The 16,961-nt window shown below is 66.4% G+C and carries 14 protein-coding genes; 7 read left to right on the top strand and 7 right to left on the bottom strand.

Annotated features, from left to right (window positions below):
• Positions 1–225: 225 nt before the first annotated feature.
• Positions 226–924 (bottom strand): sugar transferase, encoded by a 699-nt coding sequence (locus LOS78_RS15970; RefSeq protein WP_028717057.1) that lies wholly within the window; start codon positions 922–924, stop codon positions 226–228.
• Between the two features lie 391 nt (positions 925–1,315).
• Between LOS78_RS15970 and LOS78_RS15965 the strand changes: the two genes are divergently transcribed.
• Positions 1,316–2,002 (top strand): hypothetical protein, encoded by a 687-nt coding sequence (locus LOS78_RS15965; RefSeq protein ID WP_230377459.1) that lies wholly within the window; start codon positions 1,316–1,318, stop codon positions 2,000–2,002.
• Here the strand turns inward: LOS78_RS15965 and LOS78_RS15960 are convergent.
• The gene (locus LOS78_RS15960) at positions 1,999–2,829 is read right to left on the bottom strand and encodes a glycosyltransferase family 2 protein (protein ID WP_230377458.1); all 831 of its coding nucleotides are present in this window, start codon (positions 2,827–2,829) and stop codon (positions 1,999–2,001) included. The two genes, LOS78_RS15965 and LOS78_RS15960, sit on opposite strands and share 4 nt — an antisense overlap.
• 295 nt (positions 2,830–3,124) lie before the next feature.
• On the opposite strand from LOS78_RS15960, the gene LOS78_RS15955 reads away from it, so the two are divergent.
• From LOS78_RS15955 to LOS78_RS15940, 4 genes are all read left to right on the top strand, one after another.
• Positions 3,125–3,862, top strand: a complete 738-nt coding sequence (locus LOS78_RS15955; RefSeq protein WP_230377457.1) for a chromosome partitioning protein — start codon at positions 3,125–3,127, stop codon at positions 3,860–3,862.
• A 43-nt stretch (positions 3,863–3,905) separates the two neighbouring features.
• Positions 3,906–5,390, top strand: a complete 1,485-nt coding sequence (locus tag LOS78_RS15950) for an LPS biosynthesis protein (RefSeq protein WP_028717054.1) — start codon at positions 3,906–3,908, stop codon at positions 5,388–5,390.
• The gene (locus LOS78_RS15945; RefSeq protein ID WP_230377456.1) at positions 5,390–6,763 is read left to right on the top strand and encodes an oligosaccharide flippase family protein; all 1,374 of its coding nucleotides are present in this window, start codon (positions 5,390–5,392) and stop codon (positions 6,761–6,763) included. The genes LOS78_RS15950 and LOS78_RS15945 overlap by 1 nt, the downstream gene beginning before the upstream one ends.
• An 82-nt stretch (positions 6,764–6,845) precedes the next feature.
• Positions 6,846–9,128 (top strand): NADP-dependent malic enzyme, encoded by a 2,283-nt coding sequence (locus LOS78_RS15940; protein ID WP_230377455.1) that lies wholly within the window; start codon positions 6,846–6,848, stop codon positions 9,126–9,128.
• 54 nt (positions 9,129–9,182) lie between these two features.
• On the opposite strand, the gene LOS78_RS15935 is transcribed toward LOS78_RS15940, so the two are convergent.
• Together LOS78_RS15935 and LOS78_RS15930 are read right to left on the bottom strand one after the other, a co-directional pair.
• Positions 9,183–9,785, bottom strand: a complete 603-nt coding sequence (locus tag LOS78_RS15935; RefSeq protein ID WP_028714281.1) for an outer membrane protein — start codon at positions 9,783–9,785, stop codon at positions 9,183–9,185.
• Between the two features lie 258 nt (positions 9,786–10,043).
• Entirely contained in the window at positions 10,044–10,940 is an 897-nt protein-coding gene (locus LOS78_RS15930; RefSeq protein WP_230378533.1) for a rhodanese-related sulfurtransferase, read from the bottom strand.
• 101 nt (positions 10,941–11,041) lie between these two features.
• On the opposite strand from LOS78_RS15930, the gene pncA reads away from it, so the two are divergent.
• Together pncA and pncB are read left to right on the top strand one after the other, a co-directional pair.
• On the top strand, positions 11,042–11,638 hold the full coding sequence (gene pncA / locus LOS78_RS15925) for a bifunctional nicotinamidase/pyrazinamidase (protein WP_230377454.1): 597 nt from the start codon (positions 11,042–11,044) through the stop codon (positions 11,636–11,638).
• A complete protein-coding gene (gene pncB / locus LOS78_RS15920) occupies positions 11,635–12,945 on the top strand; it encodes a nicotinate phosphoribosyltransferase (RefSeq protein ID WP_230377453.1) in 1,311 nt (436 codons plus the stop codon). The genes pncA and pncB overlap by 4 nt, the downstream gene beginning before the upstream one ends.
• Before the next feature lie 48 nt (positions 12,946–12,993).
• On the opposite strand, the gene LOS78_RS15915 is transcribed toward pncB, so the two are convergent.
• The 3 genes from LOS78_RS15915 to LOS78_RS15905 form a co-directional block, all read right to left on the bottom strand.
• Positions 12,994–14,130: a Hint domain-containing protein gene (locus LOS78_RS15915; protein WP_230377452.1), complete on the bottom strand. Its 1,137-nt coding sequence runs from the start codon at positions 14,128–14,130 to the stop codon at positions 12,994–12,996.
• A gap of 146 nt (positions 14,131–14,276) precedes the next feature.
• A protein-coding gene (locus tag LOS78_RS15910; RefSeq protein ID WP_085999836.1) for an IS5 family transposase occupies positions 14,277–15,058 on the bottom strand; the annotation gives its coding sequence in 2 pieces (ribosomal slippage) (positions 14,277–14,716 and positions 14,716–15,058; 783 coding nt in all).
• Positions 15,059–15,282: 224 nt separating this feature from the next.
• Positions 15,283–16,953, bottom strand: coding sequence for an NAD+ synthase (locus tag LOS78_RS15905; RefSeq protein ID WP_028717051.1), 1,671 nt, complete (start codon positions 16,951–16,953; stop codon positions 15,283–15,285).
• Positions 16,954–16,961 lie beyond the last annotated feature (8 nt).

Below are 16,961 nucleotides of genomic sequence, written 5' to 3'. Positions count from 1 at the left end.
ATCCAAGGACCTGTGCATTTTGAGGAGAGCACCTCTGACCGGCATCTTGACCATTGGCGTTGCAGTTGCGCTGGCCAGCGCGGTGATCGGGGCTGTGGCCTTTGATCTGTCGCTCTGGACTGCCCTGCTGGTTTATTCCGTCAGTGGAACCGCCGCCACGCTTTTCGTCGCATGGCGGCGCCTCAGATGCATCGAGCGGCATGAGGCCGAGACCGGCCGGACCGCTCAGTAGCCGGTGCAGCGCAGGACCACGCCCACCGTCTTGGCGATGATGGTCACATCCCCGGCAAGGCTGAGCTCTCCGGCATAGCGGGCGTCGAAGGTGGCGCGGGCCGCGAAGGTGCTGTCGTTGCGGTCCGAGATCTGCCAGAGCCCGGTCACGCCCGGCCGCAGGTGATAATAATCCGCCCCGGGATAAAGCTGCGCCTGCTCGATCATCATCGGCCGCGGACCGACGATGCTCATGTCGCCGCGCAGCACGTTCCACAGTTGCGGCAGCTCGTCCAGAGAGGTCTTGCGCAGGAAGCGGCCGGTCGAGGTGATGCGCGGATCGTTCTTCAGCTTCTGGGTCAGATCCCATTCGGTCTTGGCCTCGGGGTTCGCGGCCAGATATTCGGCCAGGCGCTTGTCGGCATCCTCGACCATGGTGCGCAGCTTCCACAGCCGGAAGTTGCGGCCCGAGCGTCCGACCCGCAGTTGGGTATAGAAGGGCTTTTCCCCATGGCACAGGATGACGATGGCAAGGATCATCACCACCGGCAGGACAATCGGTGCGGCCAGAACAACGGCCGCAATGTCCAGGGGACGCTTGAGAAAGCGGGCATAAAAAGATCGGACCCCCATGGGTTCGCCGATGGTTCCGCCGGGGTCCGATTGCAGCACCGAGCCGATCGTCTCGATATCAAAATCCGTGGTGTGCCGCATTTTGAAAACCTGTCCTAATCACTACTGGCGCAGTATAGCCGTGCATTTGAATAAAACTAGAACGAATTGAGGCACTGACGAAAAGTATAGGTTCTTTTTAAAACAATGACTTATCGCAGAGAACCGGAGGGCTGTGCGGCCCTTACCCTAGGTAAACATGATGTGAGAATCCGTGATCGCCGCGGCCTTTTGGCAAGCAATTGGTTGTCTTGGCCCGATATTGGCAACTGCCGGTTGAATTGCGGTCTTGGGGCAATTCTGCGATAACGGCGCGCAGGCAGGTAATTCACAATCGAGGGTTGTTAATATGGCGGGGTTTTTGCAATTTTTAATTGAGGGCGTCTCGGCTTTCTACATCGGCCACAGCCTCGTCAGCCCCACGGTTCCCGGCATGATGCAGAATCTGCTGCACGAATCCGTCGAGATGCAGATCATCAACGGCGCCCCGCTGGAGATCCAATGGACGGACGCGCAACACGCCCAGGGCGTGAACGGGCGCGAATGGCTGCCGAATCACGCGGTCGGCGCGCTGATCATCACCGAGCGCGTGCCGCTGGCCCCGGCGATGGATTATCACGACAGCGCCGGCTATGCCGCGAAATGGGTGGCGCTGGCGCGGCAGTCGAACCCGGATGTGAAGCCCTATCTCTACCAGACCTGGGACCATATCGAGCCGGGCTCGACGCGGCCCTGGCGCGACCGCATCCTGGCGGACCTGCCGCTATGGCAGGCGATCGCCGATCGGGTGAACGAGGACCTGCCGGAGGGAGGGGAGCCGATGCGGCTGATCCCGGCCGGCCTGGGCATGGTGCGGCTGCATGATGCCATCGAGGCCGGCAAGGTGCCCGGCGCCCGCTCGATCCGCGACTTTTTCCGCGACGATATCCATCCGACCGAGGCGGGAGGCTTCTATTTCATCGCGATGATCCATTACGCGACGTTGACCGGCCAGAGCCCGGTGGGGCTGACGAACCGGATCCCCGGCGGCGGCGGCCCCTATCCCGAGGTGCCGAAGGAGCAGGCCGCCGTGCTGCAGCAGCTTGCCTGGCAGGTGGTGCGGGACTTCGCGGCCGACTAGCGCCCGCGCGCCCATTCCTGGCGGTTGCGCCCCATGCGAACCGCCAGCGCGACGGCGGCATAGGTCGCGAAGCCCAGCGGATCTGCGGCGGCAAGGCGCAGCAGTTCGCCCTTGCCCGGGCGGACATGGCCCTGCCGGGAGGGCAGGTCGGGGAACAGCCGGGCGATCTCGGCCACGCCCATGTCCTGGCGCCGGCGCACGCGGACCAGCGGCGAAAAGCCCTCGACCAGCGGCCATTCATAGGGCTCGTCCACCAGGAACCGCTCGGCTTCCGCGAATTGCAGCCGGGCGAAGGTATCGTCCGAGATGATCTGCGGGAATGCCCCCCAGCGCGCCCGCCCCGCCTCGTTCACCGCGAAAAGCCCCGCTCCGGTGACGCCTTGGGCCACGAAGGGCAGCTTCTGCCAGAACCGGGCATAGGCGCGCGATACGGCGCTGCGCGCCGGGGCGACCACCAGCCGCCCGCCGGCATAGCGCGGCTCGTCCGCGTCCAGCACGCGGACCAGCCCCGACAGCAGCCGCGGCCCCATGCGGATATCGGCATCCAGATACAGCCGGATCCCCGGGCCGGCGCAGGCGTCGCCATGGTTCAGCGCGCCGATCTTGCCCCCCTGCGCCAGTTCCTCGACCCGCAGCTGCCAGCCGCGGGCGGCAAAGCCGGGCTGCTGGGCGCGGGCGCGGGCGGCGGTATCGTCGCTGCAGCCGTTGGCGATCACGATGACTTCGACCGGACCCCGGTGGTCCTGGGCCAGGATGTGCCCGAGACAGGCGCCGATATAGTCCGCCTCGTCATGGGCGGGCAGGATGATGGAGCAGGGGGGCGTCATCGGGCTGCGTCCGGGCTTTCGGGCTGGCCGCGACCGAATCGCCCGCCGCGGCCGTCCTGGGTGGATAATCGCGGGGCCGGGCCCGCCCCGATGTCGGAGCCGGTGCGGCCGGCCCGCCGCGACATGGGGATTCCGCCCCGCCGGGCCGGGAAATGCGGCGCATTCTTGTTATCGGGCGTGTTTTCGGTTGTCGCGTTCATGGCCGGGACGCTACCATGCCGCTGCCGTGAAAGTCATCGGCAGGCCGCAGTCCCCGGGACGGCGCCGTTTCATCAGAGGCAGAGGGGCCACAGGTTTGACGCCTGCGACAGGGAATGACCCGGACAGGACGCCGGCAGGACAGGCTGCGCCGGAAGCGGCGCGGGGCCATGTCTCCAGCAAGTTCATCCGGCGCGAGGCGGCGCTGGCCGCTTCGGACGCGAAACATGCCAAGATCATCGCGCAGCGATTCTCGCTGCTGCGCACCCGCATCCTGCGCGAGATGCGCAGCCGCGGCTGGAGCAAGCTCGCCGTGGTGCCGGTGACGCCGGGCGCGGGCGGCACCTTCGTGGCGGTGAACCTGGCGCTGGCGCTGGCACGCCAGCCGCATACGCAGGTGGCGCTGATCGACCTCGACCTCGGCCAGCCGGAGGTCGCGGGCCAGCTGGGCGTGCCGGGCTGCGGCGCGGTCTCGGTGGCGCTGCGCGAGGGCGGCGACCTGGACGCGCTGGTCTCGCGCGTGGACGAGGCGCCGAACCTCGCGGTTCTGGCGCCGGCGCGGGCCGAGCCGGGCGCGGCCGAGCTGCTGCAGGACGAGGCGCTGGCCCGGGCCATGCACCGGCTGCACGACAGCCACCCGGCCGAGATCGCCATCATCGACACCGCCGCGCTTCTGGGCGAGGATGCGGCGCTGGCTGCGCTGCCGCTGGCCGATGCGCTGCTGCTGGTGGCGGACGGGCGCCGCGGCACCGCCGCCGACATGGCGGAATGCGAACGGCTTCTCGTCGGCATGCCGCCGGTGATGGGCGTGGTCCTGAACAAGTCGGAAGACTGAATTTAAGAAAGACAGGGTTCGAGATTTGGGACCGATTCAATCCTTGCAGGATCTGATCTCGATGGTCTGGCGGCGCTTGCCGCTGGTCCTGACGATCCTGGTCCTGGGCGTGCTGATTTCCTTTTACCTGATCACTTCCTCGCCCCGTGTCTACGAGGCCTCGGCGGTCATCCAGCTGGACATGCCGGCCGCGATCGACCAGGGCAGCGACAGCTCGCTGCCGGCCTCGCGCCGCGTGCAGCTGATCGAGCAGCGCCTGATGGCGCGCGCCAACCTCCGCGAGGTGATCGAGCGGCTGGGCCTGTTCGCCGATTCCCCGCTGAGCGAGACCGAAAAGCTGGGCGCGCTGCGCAGCTCGACCCGGATCGAAAGCATCACCGCACCCGGCGTTTCGGTCGATTCCCGCATGTCGCTGGCGGCCATCGTCATCACCGCCCAGGCCGAGACCCCGGCCATGGCCGCCGCCCTCGCCAATGACTTCGCCAACAGCGTGGTGAACCGCGACCGCGAGAACCGCCAGCTGCGCATCCTGGAATCGCAGGAATACCTGCGCAACGAAGAGGCGCGCCTGAACGAGCAGCTTTCCGCACAGGAACGCAAGGTGGTCGAGTTCAGCGCCCGCAACGAGGATTCGCTGCCCACCTCGCAGGAATTCCTGCAGACCGAGCTGGCCCAACTGACCGAGATGGAGACGACGCTGGACCGCGACGTCATGACCCTGCAGCGCGAGCGGCTGTCGCTGGAGGCGGGGGGCACCGCCTCCGAGGCGCGCCCCTCGGCCTCGCTGGTGCAGCAGATCCGCTCGGCCGAGATCGAGCTGGCGCAGGCGCGCCGGACGCTGTCGCCGAACCACCCCGAGATCAAGCGGCTGGAGGAGATCCTGGACCGTCTGAACAGCGGCGGCGGCAGCGGCGGCTCGGACGTGATCCGCCGCCAGGCCGAACTGATCGACGCCCAGCTCGCCAAGCTGAACGAGCAGAAGGCCGGGATCGCGGCGCGCCGGGTCGAGATCGACCGCGCCCGCGCCCGCGCGCCCGAAGTCACCCGCGAGCTTGAGGCGATGAACCGCCAGCAACGCCGCCTGCAGGACCGCTATAACGAGATCTCGCGCCAGCTGGCCCAGGTCGAGACCCAGCAGATGCTGATGGAGAACGACCAGACCGAGCGTTTCGTGCTGCTGGAGCGCGCCCTGCCGCCGGAATATCCCGCCATGTCCAACCGCAAGAAAAGCGCGGTCATGGGGGTGGGCGGCAGCATGGCGCTGGCGCTGACCGTGGCCTTCGTGCTGGAGTTGCTGAACCCGGTCCTGCGGCGCAGCGACCAGTTCGCCCGCGCCACCGGCACGCGGCCGGTCATCTCGCTGCCCTATCGGCTGTCCAGCGCCGACCTGCGCGCCCGCCGGCTGCGCAACATCTACATGGTCGCGCTGCTGGTGCTGGGGGCGCTGGTCGCGCTGTGGCTGATCGGCAAGATTCCCGGCCTGCCCTCGCCCGGCGTGGTCAGCATGCCGACCGACGGGATGGGCTGATGAGCCAGCCCGGCGGAACCGAAAGCCCCGGCGAGGCGCCGCGCAAGAGCCTCGCCTCGCGGGCTCTGGGCAGCGGCGCCTGGTCCATGGCCAATTTCGGCCTGGGCCAGATCATGCGGCTGGGGTCGAACCTGATCCTGACCCGCATCCTCAGCCCCGACGATTTCGGCCTGATGGCGCTGGTGACCAGCTTCCTGATCGGGCTGAGCATGTTCAGCGACATGGGGTTCGGTCCGTCGATCATGCAGAGCAAGCGTGGCGACGACCCGGATTTCCTCGACACCATCTGGACGCTGAAGATCATCCGCGGCTTCCTGATCTTCCTGGCGGCGATGGCGATGGCCTGGCCGCTGGCCTGGTTCTACGACGCCTCGCTCTTTGGCTGGGTGTTCCCGGTGGCGGCCACCTCGATGATCGTCGGGGGGTTCCTGCCGACGCGGATCGACACCGCCGCCCGCCATCTGCAGCTGGGCCGGCTGACGGTGATCGAACTGTGCAACCAGCTCATCGGCATCCTGCTGACCATCGCCGCCGCGCTGATCCTGCAATCGGTCTGGGCGCTGGTCTGGGGCAATGTGCTGGGCGCCTTTGCCCAGCTGCTGATGTTCCGCCTGTTCCTGCCCGGCCACCGCAACCGCTTCCGGATGGAGCCCGAGGCCCGCGCCGAGGTGATGAAATTCGGCAAGTGGATCTTTTTCAGCACCATCTGCGGCTTCCTGCTGTTCCAGGGCGACCGCATCATCCTGGGCCGGGTGCTGACGCTGCATCAGCTGGGCATCTACAATATCGGCCTGTTCCTGGCCACGGTTCCGGCCATGCTGGGCTCGTCCATCGCCAGCCGGCTGTTCATCCCGATGTATCGCCAGCACCCGCCGGTCGAGGGTCCCGAGAATGCCCGCATCCTGGCCCGCACCCGCGCCGGTCTGACCGCGCTGCTGCTGGTGGCGGCGGTGGTGCTGGCCTGGGCCGGGCCGCCGCTCGTCGATCTGCTCTATGATCCGCGCTATGCCGCGGCGGGCGGCATCCTGGTCGCCGTTGCCTGCATCCAGATGCTGCAGGTCATCCCGATCAGCTATGAATATTCCGCGCTCGCCGCCGGGGATTCGCGGGGCTTCTTCATCATGCAATCCTCGCGGGCGGTGATCTATTTCACCCTGGTCGTCACCGGGGCCGCGCTTTACGGCCTGCCGGGCCTGCTGATCGGCCAGGCGCTGTCGCAGGTGTTCTGCTATCCGGTGACGGTCTGGCTGGCGCGCCGGCATGGCTGCTGGGACCCGCGGCACGATCTGGTCGCCGCCATGATCGCCCTGGTCGCGGCCGCGGCCGCGCTGGCCGGGCATCACGGCGCGGTGCTGGCCGCCATGTCGCCCTGACGGGCATCGCCGGCCATTTTCCCTCTTCCGGTTCCGCTTGCCCTGGCGCTATTGCTGCCGGAACGTCACGAGGAGGCACCGGATGAGCGACGACAACACCCCGCGCAAGTCCCGCATCACGCGGGAAGAGGCTCTGGCCTATCACCTGGAGCCCCGTCCGGGCAAATACGACATCGTCGCCTCGACCCCGATGGCGACGCAGCGCGACCTGTCGCTGGCCTATTCCCCCGGCGTGGCGGTGCCCGTCGAGGCCATCGCCGAACGGCCCGAGACCGCCTATGACTATACCGTCAAGGGCAACATGGTCGCGGTGGTCTCGAACGGCACGGCGATCCTCGGCCTTGGCAATCTGGGCGCGCTGGCCTCGAAGCCGGTGATGGAGGGCAAGGCGGTGCTGTTCAAGCGCTTCGCCGACGTGAACGCCATCGACATCGAGCTGGACACCGAGGACCCGGATCAGATCATCAACGCCGTGCGGCTGATGGGCCCGACCTTCGGCGGCATCAACCTCGAGGACATCAAGGCGCCGGAATGCTTCATCATCGAGCAGCGGCTCAAGGAAGTCATGGACATCCCGGTCTTCCATGACGACCAGCACGGCACGGCGGTGATCTGCGCGGCGGGTCTGATCAACGCGCTGGAGCTGTCGGGCAAGAAGATCGAGGACGTGCGCATCGTGCTGAACGGCGCCGGCGCGGCCGGCATCGCCTGTCTGGAGCTGCTGAAATCCATGGGCGCGCGGCATGAGAACTGCATCATGTGCGACACCAAGGGCGTGATCTACCAGGGCCGCACCGAGGGCATGAACCAGTGGAAATCCGCCCATGCCGTGGTGACCGAGGCCCGGACGCTGGAAGAGGCGATGAAGGATGCCGACGTGTTCCTGGGCGTTTCGGCCAAGGGGGCGGTGACGCAGGACATGGTGCAGAGCATGGCCGAGAACCCGGTCATCTTCGCCATGGCGAACCCCGATCCCGAGATCACCCCCGAGGAGGCGCATGCCGTCCGCCCCGACGCCATCGTCGCCACCGGCCGCTCGGACTACCCGAACCAGGTCAACAACGTCCTGGGCTTTCCCTATCTGTTCCGCGGCGCGCTGGACATCCATGCCCGCGCCATCAATGACGAGATGAAGATCGCCTGCGCCCGCGCGCTGGCCGAACTGGCGCGCGAGGACGTGCCGGACGAGGTCGCCGTGGCCTATGGCCGCAAGCTGCAATTCGGCCGCGACTATATCATTCCGACGCCCTTCGACCCGCGGCTGATCCATGTCGTTCCGCCGGCCGTGGCACGCGCGGGCATGGATACCGGCGTCGCCCGCCGGCCGATCATCGACATGGAGGGCTATGTCCAGTCGCTCAAGGCGCGCATGGACCCGACCGCGGCGATCCTGCAGGGCATCCATGCCCGCGCCCGCCAGGCCCAGGCCCGGATGATCTTTGCCGAGGGCGACGACCCGCGTGTGCTGCGCGCCGCCGTCGCCTGGCAGCGCGGCGGCATGGGCCAGTCCATCGTCGTCGGGCGCGAAACCGACGTGAAGGAGAAGCTGGAGGCCGCCGGCCTGGGCGATGCCGCGCGCGAGATCGCCGTGGTCAATGCCGGCAATTCCCGGCATCTGGAGCAATATCACGAGACGCTCTACGCCCGGTTGCAGCGCAAGGGCTATGACCGCGAGGACGCGGTCAAGCTGGCCAATCGCGACCGGCATGTCTTCGCCTCGCTGATGCTGGCGCATGGCCATGGCGATGGGCTGGTGACCGGCGCGACGCGCAAGAACGCGCATGTGCTGTCGCAGATCGGCATGGTCTTCGACGTCACCCCGGCGGATGGCGCCGTGGGCATCACCGCGGTCCTGCACAACGGCCGTATCATCCTGATGGGCGACACGCTGGTGCATGAATGGCCCGAGGCCGAGGACCTGGCCGACATCGCCACCCGCGGCGCCCATGTGGCGCGCGGCCTGGGGCTGGAGCCGAAGGTCGCCTTCCTGTCCTTCTCGAACTTCGGCTATCCGGTCAGCGAGCGGGCGGTGAAGATGGCCCATGCCACCGAGGTGCTGGATGCCCGCCGCGTCGATTTCGAATATGAGGGCGAGATGACCGTGGACGTGGCGCTGAACCCGTCGCAGGCGGCGAAATACCCGTTCTCGCGGCTGAAGGGGCCGGCCAACGTGTTGGTGGTGCCGGCACGGCATTCGGCCTCGATCTCGGTGAAGCTCTTGCAAGAGATGGCGGGGGCGACGGTGATCGGCCCGATCCTGACCGGGGTGCCGCAGCCGATCCAGATCTGCTCGACCGGCTCGACGGTGAACGACATCCTGAACATGGCCGCTATCGCGGCGGGCCGGCTGGGGCAGGTGAAATAGGCCCGGAACGGAAAAGCGCCCCCGAAACGGGGGCGCTTTCTTCTTGCGTCGGGATCAGAACCGATAAGAGGCGCGCAGCTGCACCAGGTCGAGGTCCAGATCGTTGCCGCTTGCGCCGGTGCTGTCCTCAAGCACGTCCTTGAAGTCGTTGCGGGTATATTCCGCGCCGACGGTGAAACGCTCGGCCACCTTGTAATCGACGCCGATGCCGTAGGTCAGGCCGGTATCCGAGAACTCGTCCGTCTTCAGCTTGGCGGCGCCCACGGTGACATAGGGCAGGAACTTGCCCATGTCGGCGCCGGCGCGCAGCCGCAGCCGGGTCAGGTCGCCGTCGCTGTAGTCATTATCCGGCGAGATGCGGTTGTAATCCAATTCGCCGCCCAGCACGAACTTGCCGAAGCCGCGCTGATAGCCGGCATGCAGGCCATAGCCGTCGAAATCGCCGAAATCGGCCAGCGCGCCGCGATCGCCCAGATCGCCCGAGCCCTGCCCGTATTGCAGACCGGCGTAGAAGCCCGTCCAGTCGCTCGCCTCGATCGTCATCGGCGGAGCGACGGGCGCGACCACCGGCTGCTCGACCACCGGAGCGGCATAGCCGCCTGCATATGCCCCACCCGCCAGCAGCGAGATCAGCGTTGCGTAACCAATTGTTTTCATTTTGAGCTCTCCATTTCTTTCGGGCTGTTGGTCGCCCAGATCACTCGGCCCTATGCCTATCACCCGGCTCGCCGATTGGAAGGTTTTGCGGCGCCGCAGCACGGACAAGTGCGAAGCGGTGACCGGCCCCCGGTAGCGCGACAGGGGAAATGCAGAGGGATGAACGGCTTAGCCGCTCAAGCGGATTTGAGCAGGCGTGATCGGGTAAACCCGTTGTTTTTCAGCTTGTTGCTGTTGTTAACGAATGTTGCCGGATCGTCAGTCTTGCGCGTCGCCGAAACATTCCCCGCGCTTGGCCTGACGCTGGCGTTCGCGGAATCGGGCGCGGTCGGCCTCGGAATATTCGCCGGCGCAGCGGTGGCAGCTGACGCCTTCCTCGTATTCCGGGCGGTCGCGATCCTCGGGCGCCAGGGGCCGGCGGCAGGCGTGGCAAAGCGCGTGGCGGCCCTGCCGTAACCCGTGGCCCAGGCTCACCCGCCTGTCGAAGACGAAGCATTCGCCGCGCCAGAGGCTGTCCTTTTCGGGCACCTCCTCCAGGTATTTCAGGATGCCGCCTTTCAGGTGAAAGACCTCAGGCACACCCTCGCCCAGCAGGAAATTCGTCGATTTCTCGCAGCGGATGCCGCCGGTGCAGAACATGGCGATGCGCTTGCCCGCGAAGCGGTCGCGGTTCTGGCGCCACCATTCCGGAAAGTCGCGAAAGCTGCGGGTGCCGGGATCGACGGCGCCGGCGAAACTGCCGATCTCGACCTCGTAATCGTTGCGGGTGTCGATCACCGCCACGTCGGGGGCACTGATCAGCGCGTTCCAGTCCTGCGGGGCGACATAGCGGCCGACCGCGGCGGTGGGATCGACCTCGGGCTGGCCCATGGTGACGATCTCGCGCTTCAGCCGCACCTTCATGCGGCCGAAGGGCATGGTCTCGGCGGTGCTTTCCTTCCAGTCCAGCCCCGCGCAGCCGGGCAGGGCGCGGATATGGGCCAGCACCGCGTCCAGCCCCGCGCGCGTGCCGGCGATGGTGCCGTTGATCCCCTCGGGCGCCAGCAGCAGCGTGCCCCTGACCCCGTTCGAGCAGGCACATCTGGCCAGCGGCGCCTTCAGCGCGGCGGGGTCGGGAAAGCGGGTGAAATGGTAAAGCGCGGCAACGATCAGCATGGGCTGGCCATAGCGCCGCGCCGGGGTGCAATCAAGTTGCCGCATTGACGCCCCCGCCGCCTGCGCCTACCAATTTTCTTGGGAAAAACAGGAGAGGCGCCATGGCCAAAGCCCTGATCGTCATCGACATGCAGCTGGATTTCTGCCCGGGCGGGCGGCTTGCCGTGGCCGGCGGGGACGAGATCGTTGCGCCGATCAACGACCTGATGGCGGATTTCGACGCGGTGGTGCTGACCCAGGACTGGCATCCGCATGACCATGCCAGCTTTGCCGACAACCATCCCGACGCCGCCGCATTTTCGCAAGTCGAGATGCCCTACGGCCCGCAGGTGCTGTGGCCGGCGCATTGCGTGATCGGCTCGGCCGGGGCGGGGTTCCATCCGACGCTGGCCCTCGATTGCGCCGATCTGGTAATCCGCAAGGGTTTCCGGCCGCAGATCGACAGCTATTCCGCGTTTTTCGAGAACGATCACCGCACCCCCACCGGCCTAGCCGGCTATCTGCGCGAGCGCGGTCTGGACGACCTGACCTTCGTTGGCCTTGCGCATGATTTCTGCGTCGCGTGGTCGGCCGTCGATGCGGCGAAGCTGGGCTTCCGCGCCACCGTGATCGAGGAGGCCACCCGTGCCATCGACCTGAACGGCTCGCGCGAGGCGGCGCGCGAGACCATGCGCAAGGCAGGGGTGACACTCGCATGATGATCCCGACGGTCGATATCGCCACCCGCGTCTATAACCACAAGTGGAAGATCGACCCGATCGTCCGCTCGCTGATCGACGACGATTTCTACAAGCTGCTGATGTGCCAGTCGGTGTTCCGCAACCGGCCCGACACGCAGGTGACCTTCAGCCTGATCAACCGCACCAGCCGCATCCGCCTGGCCGAGCTGATCGACGAGGGCGAGCTGCGCGAGCAGCTGGACCATGTCCGCGGCCTGTCGTTGACGCGGGGCGAAAGCACCTGGCTGCGCGGCAATACCTTCTACGGCAAGCGGCAGATGTTTCGCCCGGATTTCATGGAGTTCCTGGAGAACCTGCGCCTGCCCGCCTATCACCTGGAAAAGCGCGACGGCCAGTATGAGCTGATCTTCGAGGGGCGTTGGCCCGAGGTCATGCTGTGGGAGATCCCGGCGCTGGCCATCATCATGGAGTTGCGGAGCCGCGCCGTCCTGAAGGACATGGGCCGGTTCGAGTTGCAGGTGCTCTATGCCCGGGCCATGGCCCGGCTTTGGGAAAAGATCGAGGAATTGCGCAGGCTCGGCCCGGACCTGCGCATCGCCGATTTCGGCACGCGGCGACGGCACAGCTTCCTGTGGCAGGACTGGTGCGTGCAGGCCATGGTCGAGGGCTTGGGCGACCAGCGCTTCATCGGCACCTCGAACTGCCTGATCGCCATGCGCCGCGACATCGAGGCCATCGGCACCAATGCCCATGAACTGCCGATGGTCTATGCCGCGCTGGCCGATACGGACGAGGAGTTGCGCCGGGCGCCCTATCGCGTGCTTGCCGACTGGCACGAGGAACATGACGGCATGCTGCGCATCATCCTGCCCGACACCTACGGCACCAAGGGCTTTCTGGACCACGCGCCGGACTGGCTGGCCGGCTGGACCGGCATCCGCGTCGACAGCGGCGACCCGGCCGAGGGCGCCGAGACGGCGATCCGCTGGTGGCAGGACCGCGGCGAGGATCCGCGCGACAAGCTGATCATCTTCTCGGACGGGCTGGATGTCGAGAAGATCAAGGACCTGTTCCATCGCTTCCACGGCAGGGTGAAGGTCAGCTTCGGCTGGGGCACCTTGCTGACCAACGACTTCCGCGGGCTGGTGCCGGGCGACGGGCTGGCGCCGTTCTCGCTGGTCTGCAAGGCGGTGGCGGCCGAGGGGCGGCCGACCGTCAAGCTTTCGGACAATCCCGAAAAGGCCACCGGGCCGCAGGACGAGATCGAGCGTTACAAGCGCATCTTCGGCGTCGGCCGGCAGCAGCGCATGGACGTGGTGGTCTAGACGGGGAAATGGACAGGCCCCGGCACGTGGGGTCCGGGGCCTTGGGCGTCAGCGCGAAAGCGCCGGTTGCAGCGCGCGACGGTTGGCAGCATGGCGCTTGGCGAGCTGCCGTCCCTCGCGACCGTTGCCCAGACGGCGGGCGGGCTCGCGCGCGCCGCTCTCGGACAGCAGTCCGGGGAACAGCGCCAGGATTTCGGCACGGGCCTCGGGCGAGACCGATTTCAGCGCCTCGGGGCCGGTGAACAGCGATTCGGTCAGCGCGCCTTCCGAGCAGACGATCTCGTGCCGGTCGAACAGCAGGTGGTAATAGGTCAGCGCCTCGCAATCATCGACCAGCTCGATGCCCTCGATCCCGGTCAGGTGCTTGGCCGCGACCAGAACCTCGGCCGCGCCGCAGATGCGCTCGGCGATCTTCGAGCTGACCAGGATGCGGTGCTGCTGCGAGACGTAAAGGTCGCGGCTGGGCAGGCCCGAGCCAAGCGCGCCGGCGCGGATGCGCACCGGGCGCATCTTCTCGAAGGTCCGCAGCAAGGCGCTTTCGACCGGCTTCGAGCCGATCCAGCGCAGCGGCTGCGCGCCATGGTCGCGGGTGACGACCATGTCGCCGATCCGCAGCGCCTCGACCGGCACTTGGCCGCGCTGGGTCAGGATCAGCGTGCCGTGGCGGAAGCAGATGAAGGCCGGCGCGCCTTCGAGCCCGTAGCGCGAGGTGTCGAGCCGGTCGAAATCGCTGCGCACATAGCTGGTCAGGGTGATCGACTGGATCGGCTTGCTGGTGACGCCGTCGATCTCGGCCTGCGCGGCCGTGGCGGGCGGCGGCACCAGCACCAGGTTGCCGTCGGTGTCCTGCAGGATGCGCAGCTGCACATTGCGGGCGCTGGTGCCGTCCGTATAGGTCACGGTGCCGCGATAGATGATCCCGGAATCGGCGTAATGGCGCACGCCGTCATGGATGCCGTATTCGCCCGAGGCCACGCCGAAGCGGTTGTCGAAGGAAATCGCGCCGTCGTCATTGCCGTCATGCAGCGTTATGGCGTTGATCTCGCGCGCCAGCGGCCGGTCGGCGCTGCCGAAGGTCGAGCCCACCAGTTCCGCGGCGCGCTCGGCGCCCAGAAAGCGTTCATCGGGATCCAGATCCCGATGCGTTCCAAGATAGATGACACGGATCGACGTCGTCGTCGGCATGGCAGACCCTAATCGTTAACAGGCCCCCGCACATGAGGGCACAAGAGACACATTCAACCATTGCGCCATTCCGGACCGGCGACGCCGACCCGTGCATGGAAAAGAGGGCGGAAGAACACATGCCCGCGCCTCACCGGCTAACTAGGTCATGTTGACAAATGGCGGAGCCAGAGCCTGATGCAGGCGACGTCGACGAAGCCAAGGAAGCTTTCGGCGGTTTTGTCGTAGCGGGTTGCAAGGCGGCGGCTATTTTTCAGCTTGTTGAAGCAGCGCTCGACCATGTTGCGCAGGGTGTAGATGGTCATGTCGACAGCCTTGCGCACCCTTCGGTTCCTTCGCATCGGTATCATGGGCAGGGCGTTGCGGCTCTCGATGTCTTCCCGAATTTTATCAGAGTCATAGCCCCTGTCGGCGACCAGAACTGCTGGTTGCGGCAGGTTGTCGGCCATCACCATATCATAGCCGGTGTAGTCGGAATCCTGCCCCGGCGTGATCTCGGTCCTCATCGGGAGGCCTGCGCCGTTGACGCGGAGATGGATCTTGGTCGAGAAGCCACCTCTCGAACGGCCAAGAGCCTCTTTCGGAGTCCCCCTTTTGCGCCCGCCGCATGATGATGGGCGCGGATCACAGTGCTATCAACCATCTGGAGCTTGTCTGGCGCGATCCCAGCGTGGTTCAGCGCATCCAGGATATCCTCCCACAGTCCCGCCAAAGTCCAGCGGCGGAACTGACGGTAGACCGAGGACCACTTGCCAAACTCTTCGGGCAGATCGCGCCATGGCGCACCAGTCCTTGCGATCCAGAATATACCATTCAGAACAAGACGATGGTCCGCAGGTTTCCGCCCGTTAGGGTGCCGGACGGCACGAATGAAGCCCTCGAAGAAGGTCCACTCATCGTCGGATATCAGGTTGCGTGCCAAGTTCATCTCCCACGTAGAGATGAGCTTGAATCATAGGACGACTGCCAGAGGAATCCCTTTTGTCAACACGACCTAGAAGATGAATAAAACTTTATTAACCTGTCGAAATGGGCAGGTTATCGGCCAATAGCAGATATAGATCTTTTTATTTCAACATCTTGCGCATGATCGCCGGATACGGGTGCCCGGGCTTCCCGGCGATCGTGACGCAAGGTCACGCGCGCTGCCGGTCAGAGCCGGTCGCGCCAGCGGTTGACCAGCGGATAGCGCCGATCCAGCCAGAAGGCCTTGGTCGAGATGCGCGGCCCCGGCGCCGCCTGGTATCGCTTCCATTCGCTGCCATAAAGCAGGGTCTCGACCTTCTTGACCGTCTCGGGCTCGAATCCCTGCGCGACCAGGTCCTTCAGCGCCAGGTCCTTCTCGACCAGCCCTTCCAGGATCGCGTCCAGCACCTCATAGGGCGGCAGGCTGTCCTGGTCCTTCTGGTTGGGGCGCAGCTCGGCCGAAGGCGGCTTCGAGATGATCTGCGGCGGGATCACCTCGCCCGCGCGGCCCAGCATCCAGTCGCGATGATTTTCATTGCGCCAGCGGCAGGTCTGGAAGACGCGGGTCTTGTAGAGATCCTTGATCGGGTTGTAGCCGCCGGCCATGTCGCCATAGATCGTGGCATAGCCGACCGCGACCTCGGACTTGTTGCCGGTGGTCAAGAGCAGCTCGCCGAACTTGTTCGACAGCGCCATCAGCATCACGCCGCGCAGCCGGGACTGGATGTTTTCCTCGGTCGCGTCGGGCTGGGTGCCTTCCATCAGATGGGCCAGCGCCTCGCCCACCGCGTCGCGGGCGCCCTCGATATGCACGGTGTCCAGCCGCGTGCCCAGCCGCCCGGCGCAATCGGCGGCATCATCGAGGCTGGCTTGCGAGGTGTATTCGCTGGGCAGCATGACGCAGCGCACGTTCTCGGGGCCGATGGCGTCGCTGGCGATGGTGGCGACCAGCGCCGAGTCGATGCCGCCCGACAGGCCCAGCACCGCCTTGCGGAACCCGGACTTGCGCATGTAGTCGCGCAATCCCTCCATCATGGCGCGGTAGTCCTGCTCCCACTCGTCGGGCATGTGGTCCATCCGGCCCGGCACAGCCCGCCAGCCTTGCGGGGTGCGGGTGAAATCGACATGCGCCAGCATCTCGTCGAAGGGCGCCAGCTGCATGACCTTGACCGCGCCGCCATCCTCGCCCGGGTTCAGCACGAAGCTGCCGCCGTCATAGACTTGGTCGTCCTGCCCGCCGACCGAGTTCAGGTAGATCAGCGGCAGCCCGGTCTCGACCACGCGGGCGACCATATGGCCCATGCGCAGGTCCAGCTTGTTGCGGTGATAGGGGCTGCCGTTCGGGACCAGCAGGATTTCGGCCCCGGTTTCGGCCAGCGTTTCGCAGACCTCGGGCCACCAGGCGTCCTCGCAGATCGGGCTGCCGATGCGCAGCCCGTCCAGGCTGTAGGGCCCCGAGATCGGCCCGACATTGAACAGCCGCCATTCGTCGAACAGCTGCTTGTGCGGCAATTCGTGCTTGAGCACCCGCGCCACGACCTTGCCGCCCTTGAGGATCCAATAGGCGTTGTAAAGCCGGTCCTCCTCGGCATAGGGGCCGCCGATGCCGATGGCGGGGCCGTCCACGCAGTCCCGCGCCAGATCGACGATATGGGCCATGGCCTCCTGCGTGAAGCCGGGCTTCAGCACCAGGTCCTGCGTCTGGTAGCCGGTGATGAACATCTCGGGCAGGGCCAGAAGGTCGGCGCCGGCCTCGCGCGCCGCGGCCCAGGCCTCGCGCGCCTTGGCGGCGTTGCCGGGCAGGTCGCCCACGGTCGGGTTCAGCTGTCCAAGGGTGATGCGGAACGTGTCGGTCATGGCGCTTC

This window comes from Paracoccus sp. MA (genome assembly GCF_020990385.1).
Taxonomy (GTDB): domain Bacteria; phylum Pseudomonadota; class Alphaproteobacteria; order Rhodobacterales; family Rhodobacteraceae; genus Paracoccus.
Note: the sequence above shows the minus strand (reverse complement) of the source record. Positions and strands in the feature narration are given on the sequence as shown.

Coding starts and splice junctions, on each gene's coding strand:
- LOS78_RS15970 (WP_028717057.1), bottom strand. CDS start 924: ATGCGGCACACCACGGATTTTGATATCGAGACGATCGGCTCGGTGCTG.
- LOS78_RS15965 (WP_230377459.1), top strand. CDS start 1,316: ATGATGCAGAATCTGCTGCACGAATCCGTCGAGATGCAGATCATCAAC.
- LOS78_RS15960 (WP_230377458.1), bottom strand. CDS start 2,829: ATGACGCCCCCCTGCTCCATCATCCTGCCCGCCCATGACGAGGCGGAC.
- LOS78_RS15945 (WP_230377456.1), top strand. CDS start 5,390: ATGAGCCAGCCCGGCGGAACCGAAAGCCCCGGCGAGGCGCCGCGCAAG.
- LOS78_RS15940 (WP_230377455.1), top strand. CDS start 6,846: ATGAGCGACGACAACACCCCGCGCAAGTCCCGCATCACGCGGGAAGAG.
- LOS78_RS15935 (WP_028714281.1), bottom strand. CDS start 9,785: ATGAAAACAATTGGTTACGCAACGCTGATCTCGCTGCTGGCGGGTGGG.
- LOS78_RS15930 (WP_230378533.1), bottom strand. CDS start 10,940: ATGCTGATCGTTGCCGCGCTTTACCATTTCACCCGCTTTCCCGACCCC.
- pncA (WP_230377454.1), top strand. CDS start 11,042: ATGGCCAAAGCCCTGATCGTCATCGACATGCAGCTGGATTTCTGCCCG.
- pncB (WP_230377453.1), top strand. CDS start 11,635: ATGATGATCCCGACGGTCGATATCGCCACCCGCGTCTATAACCACAAG.
- LOS78_RS15915 (WP_230377452.1), bottom strand. CDS start 14,130: ATGCCGACGACGACGTCGATCCGTGTCATCTATCTTGGAACGCATCGG.
- LOS78_RS15905 (WP_028717051.1), bottom strand. CDS start 16,953: ATGACCGACACGTTCCGCATCACCCTTGGACAGCTGAACCCGACCGTG.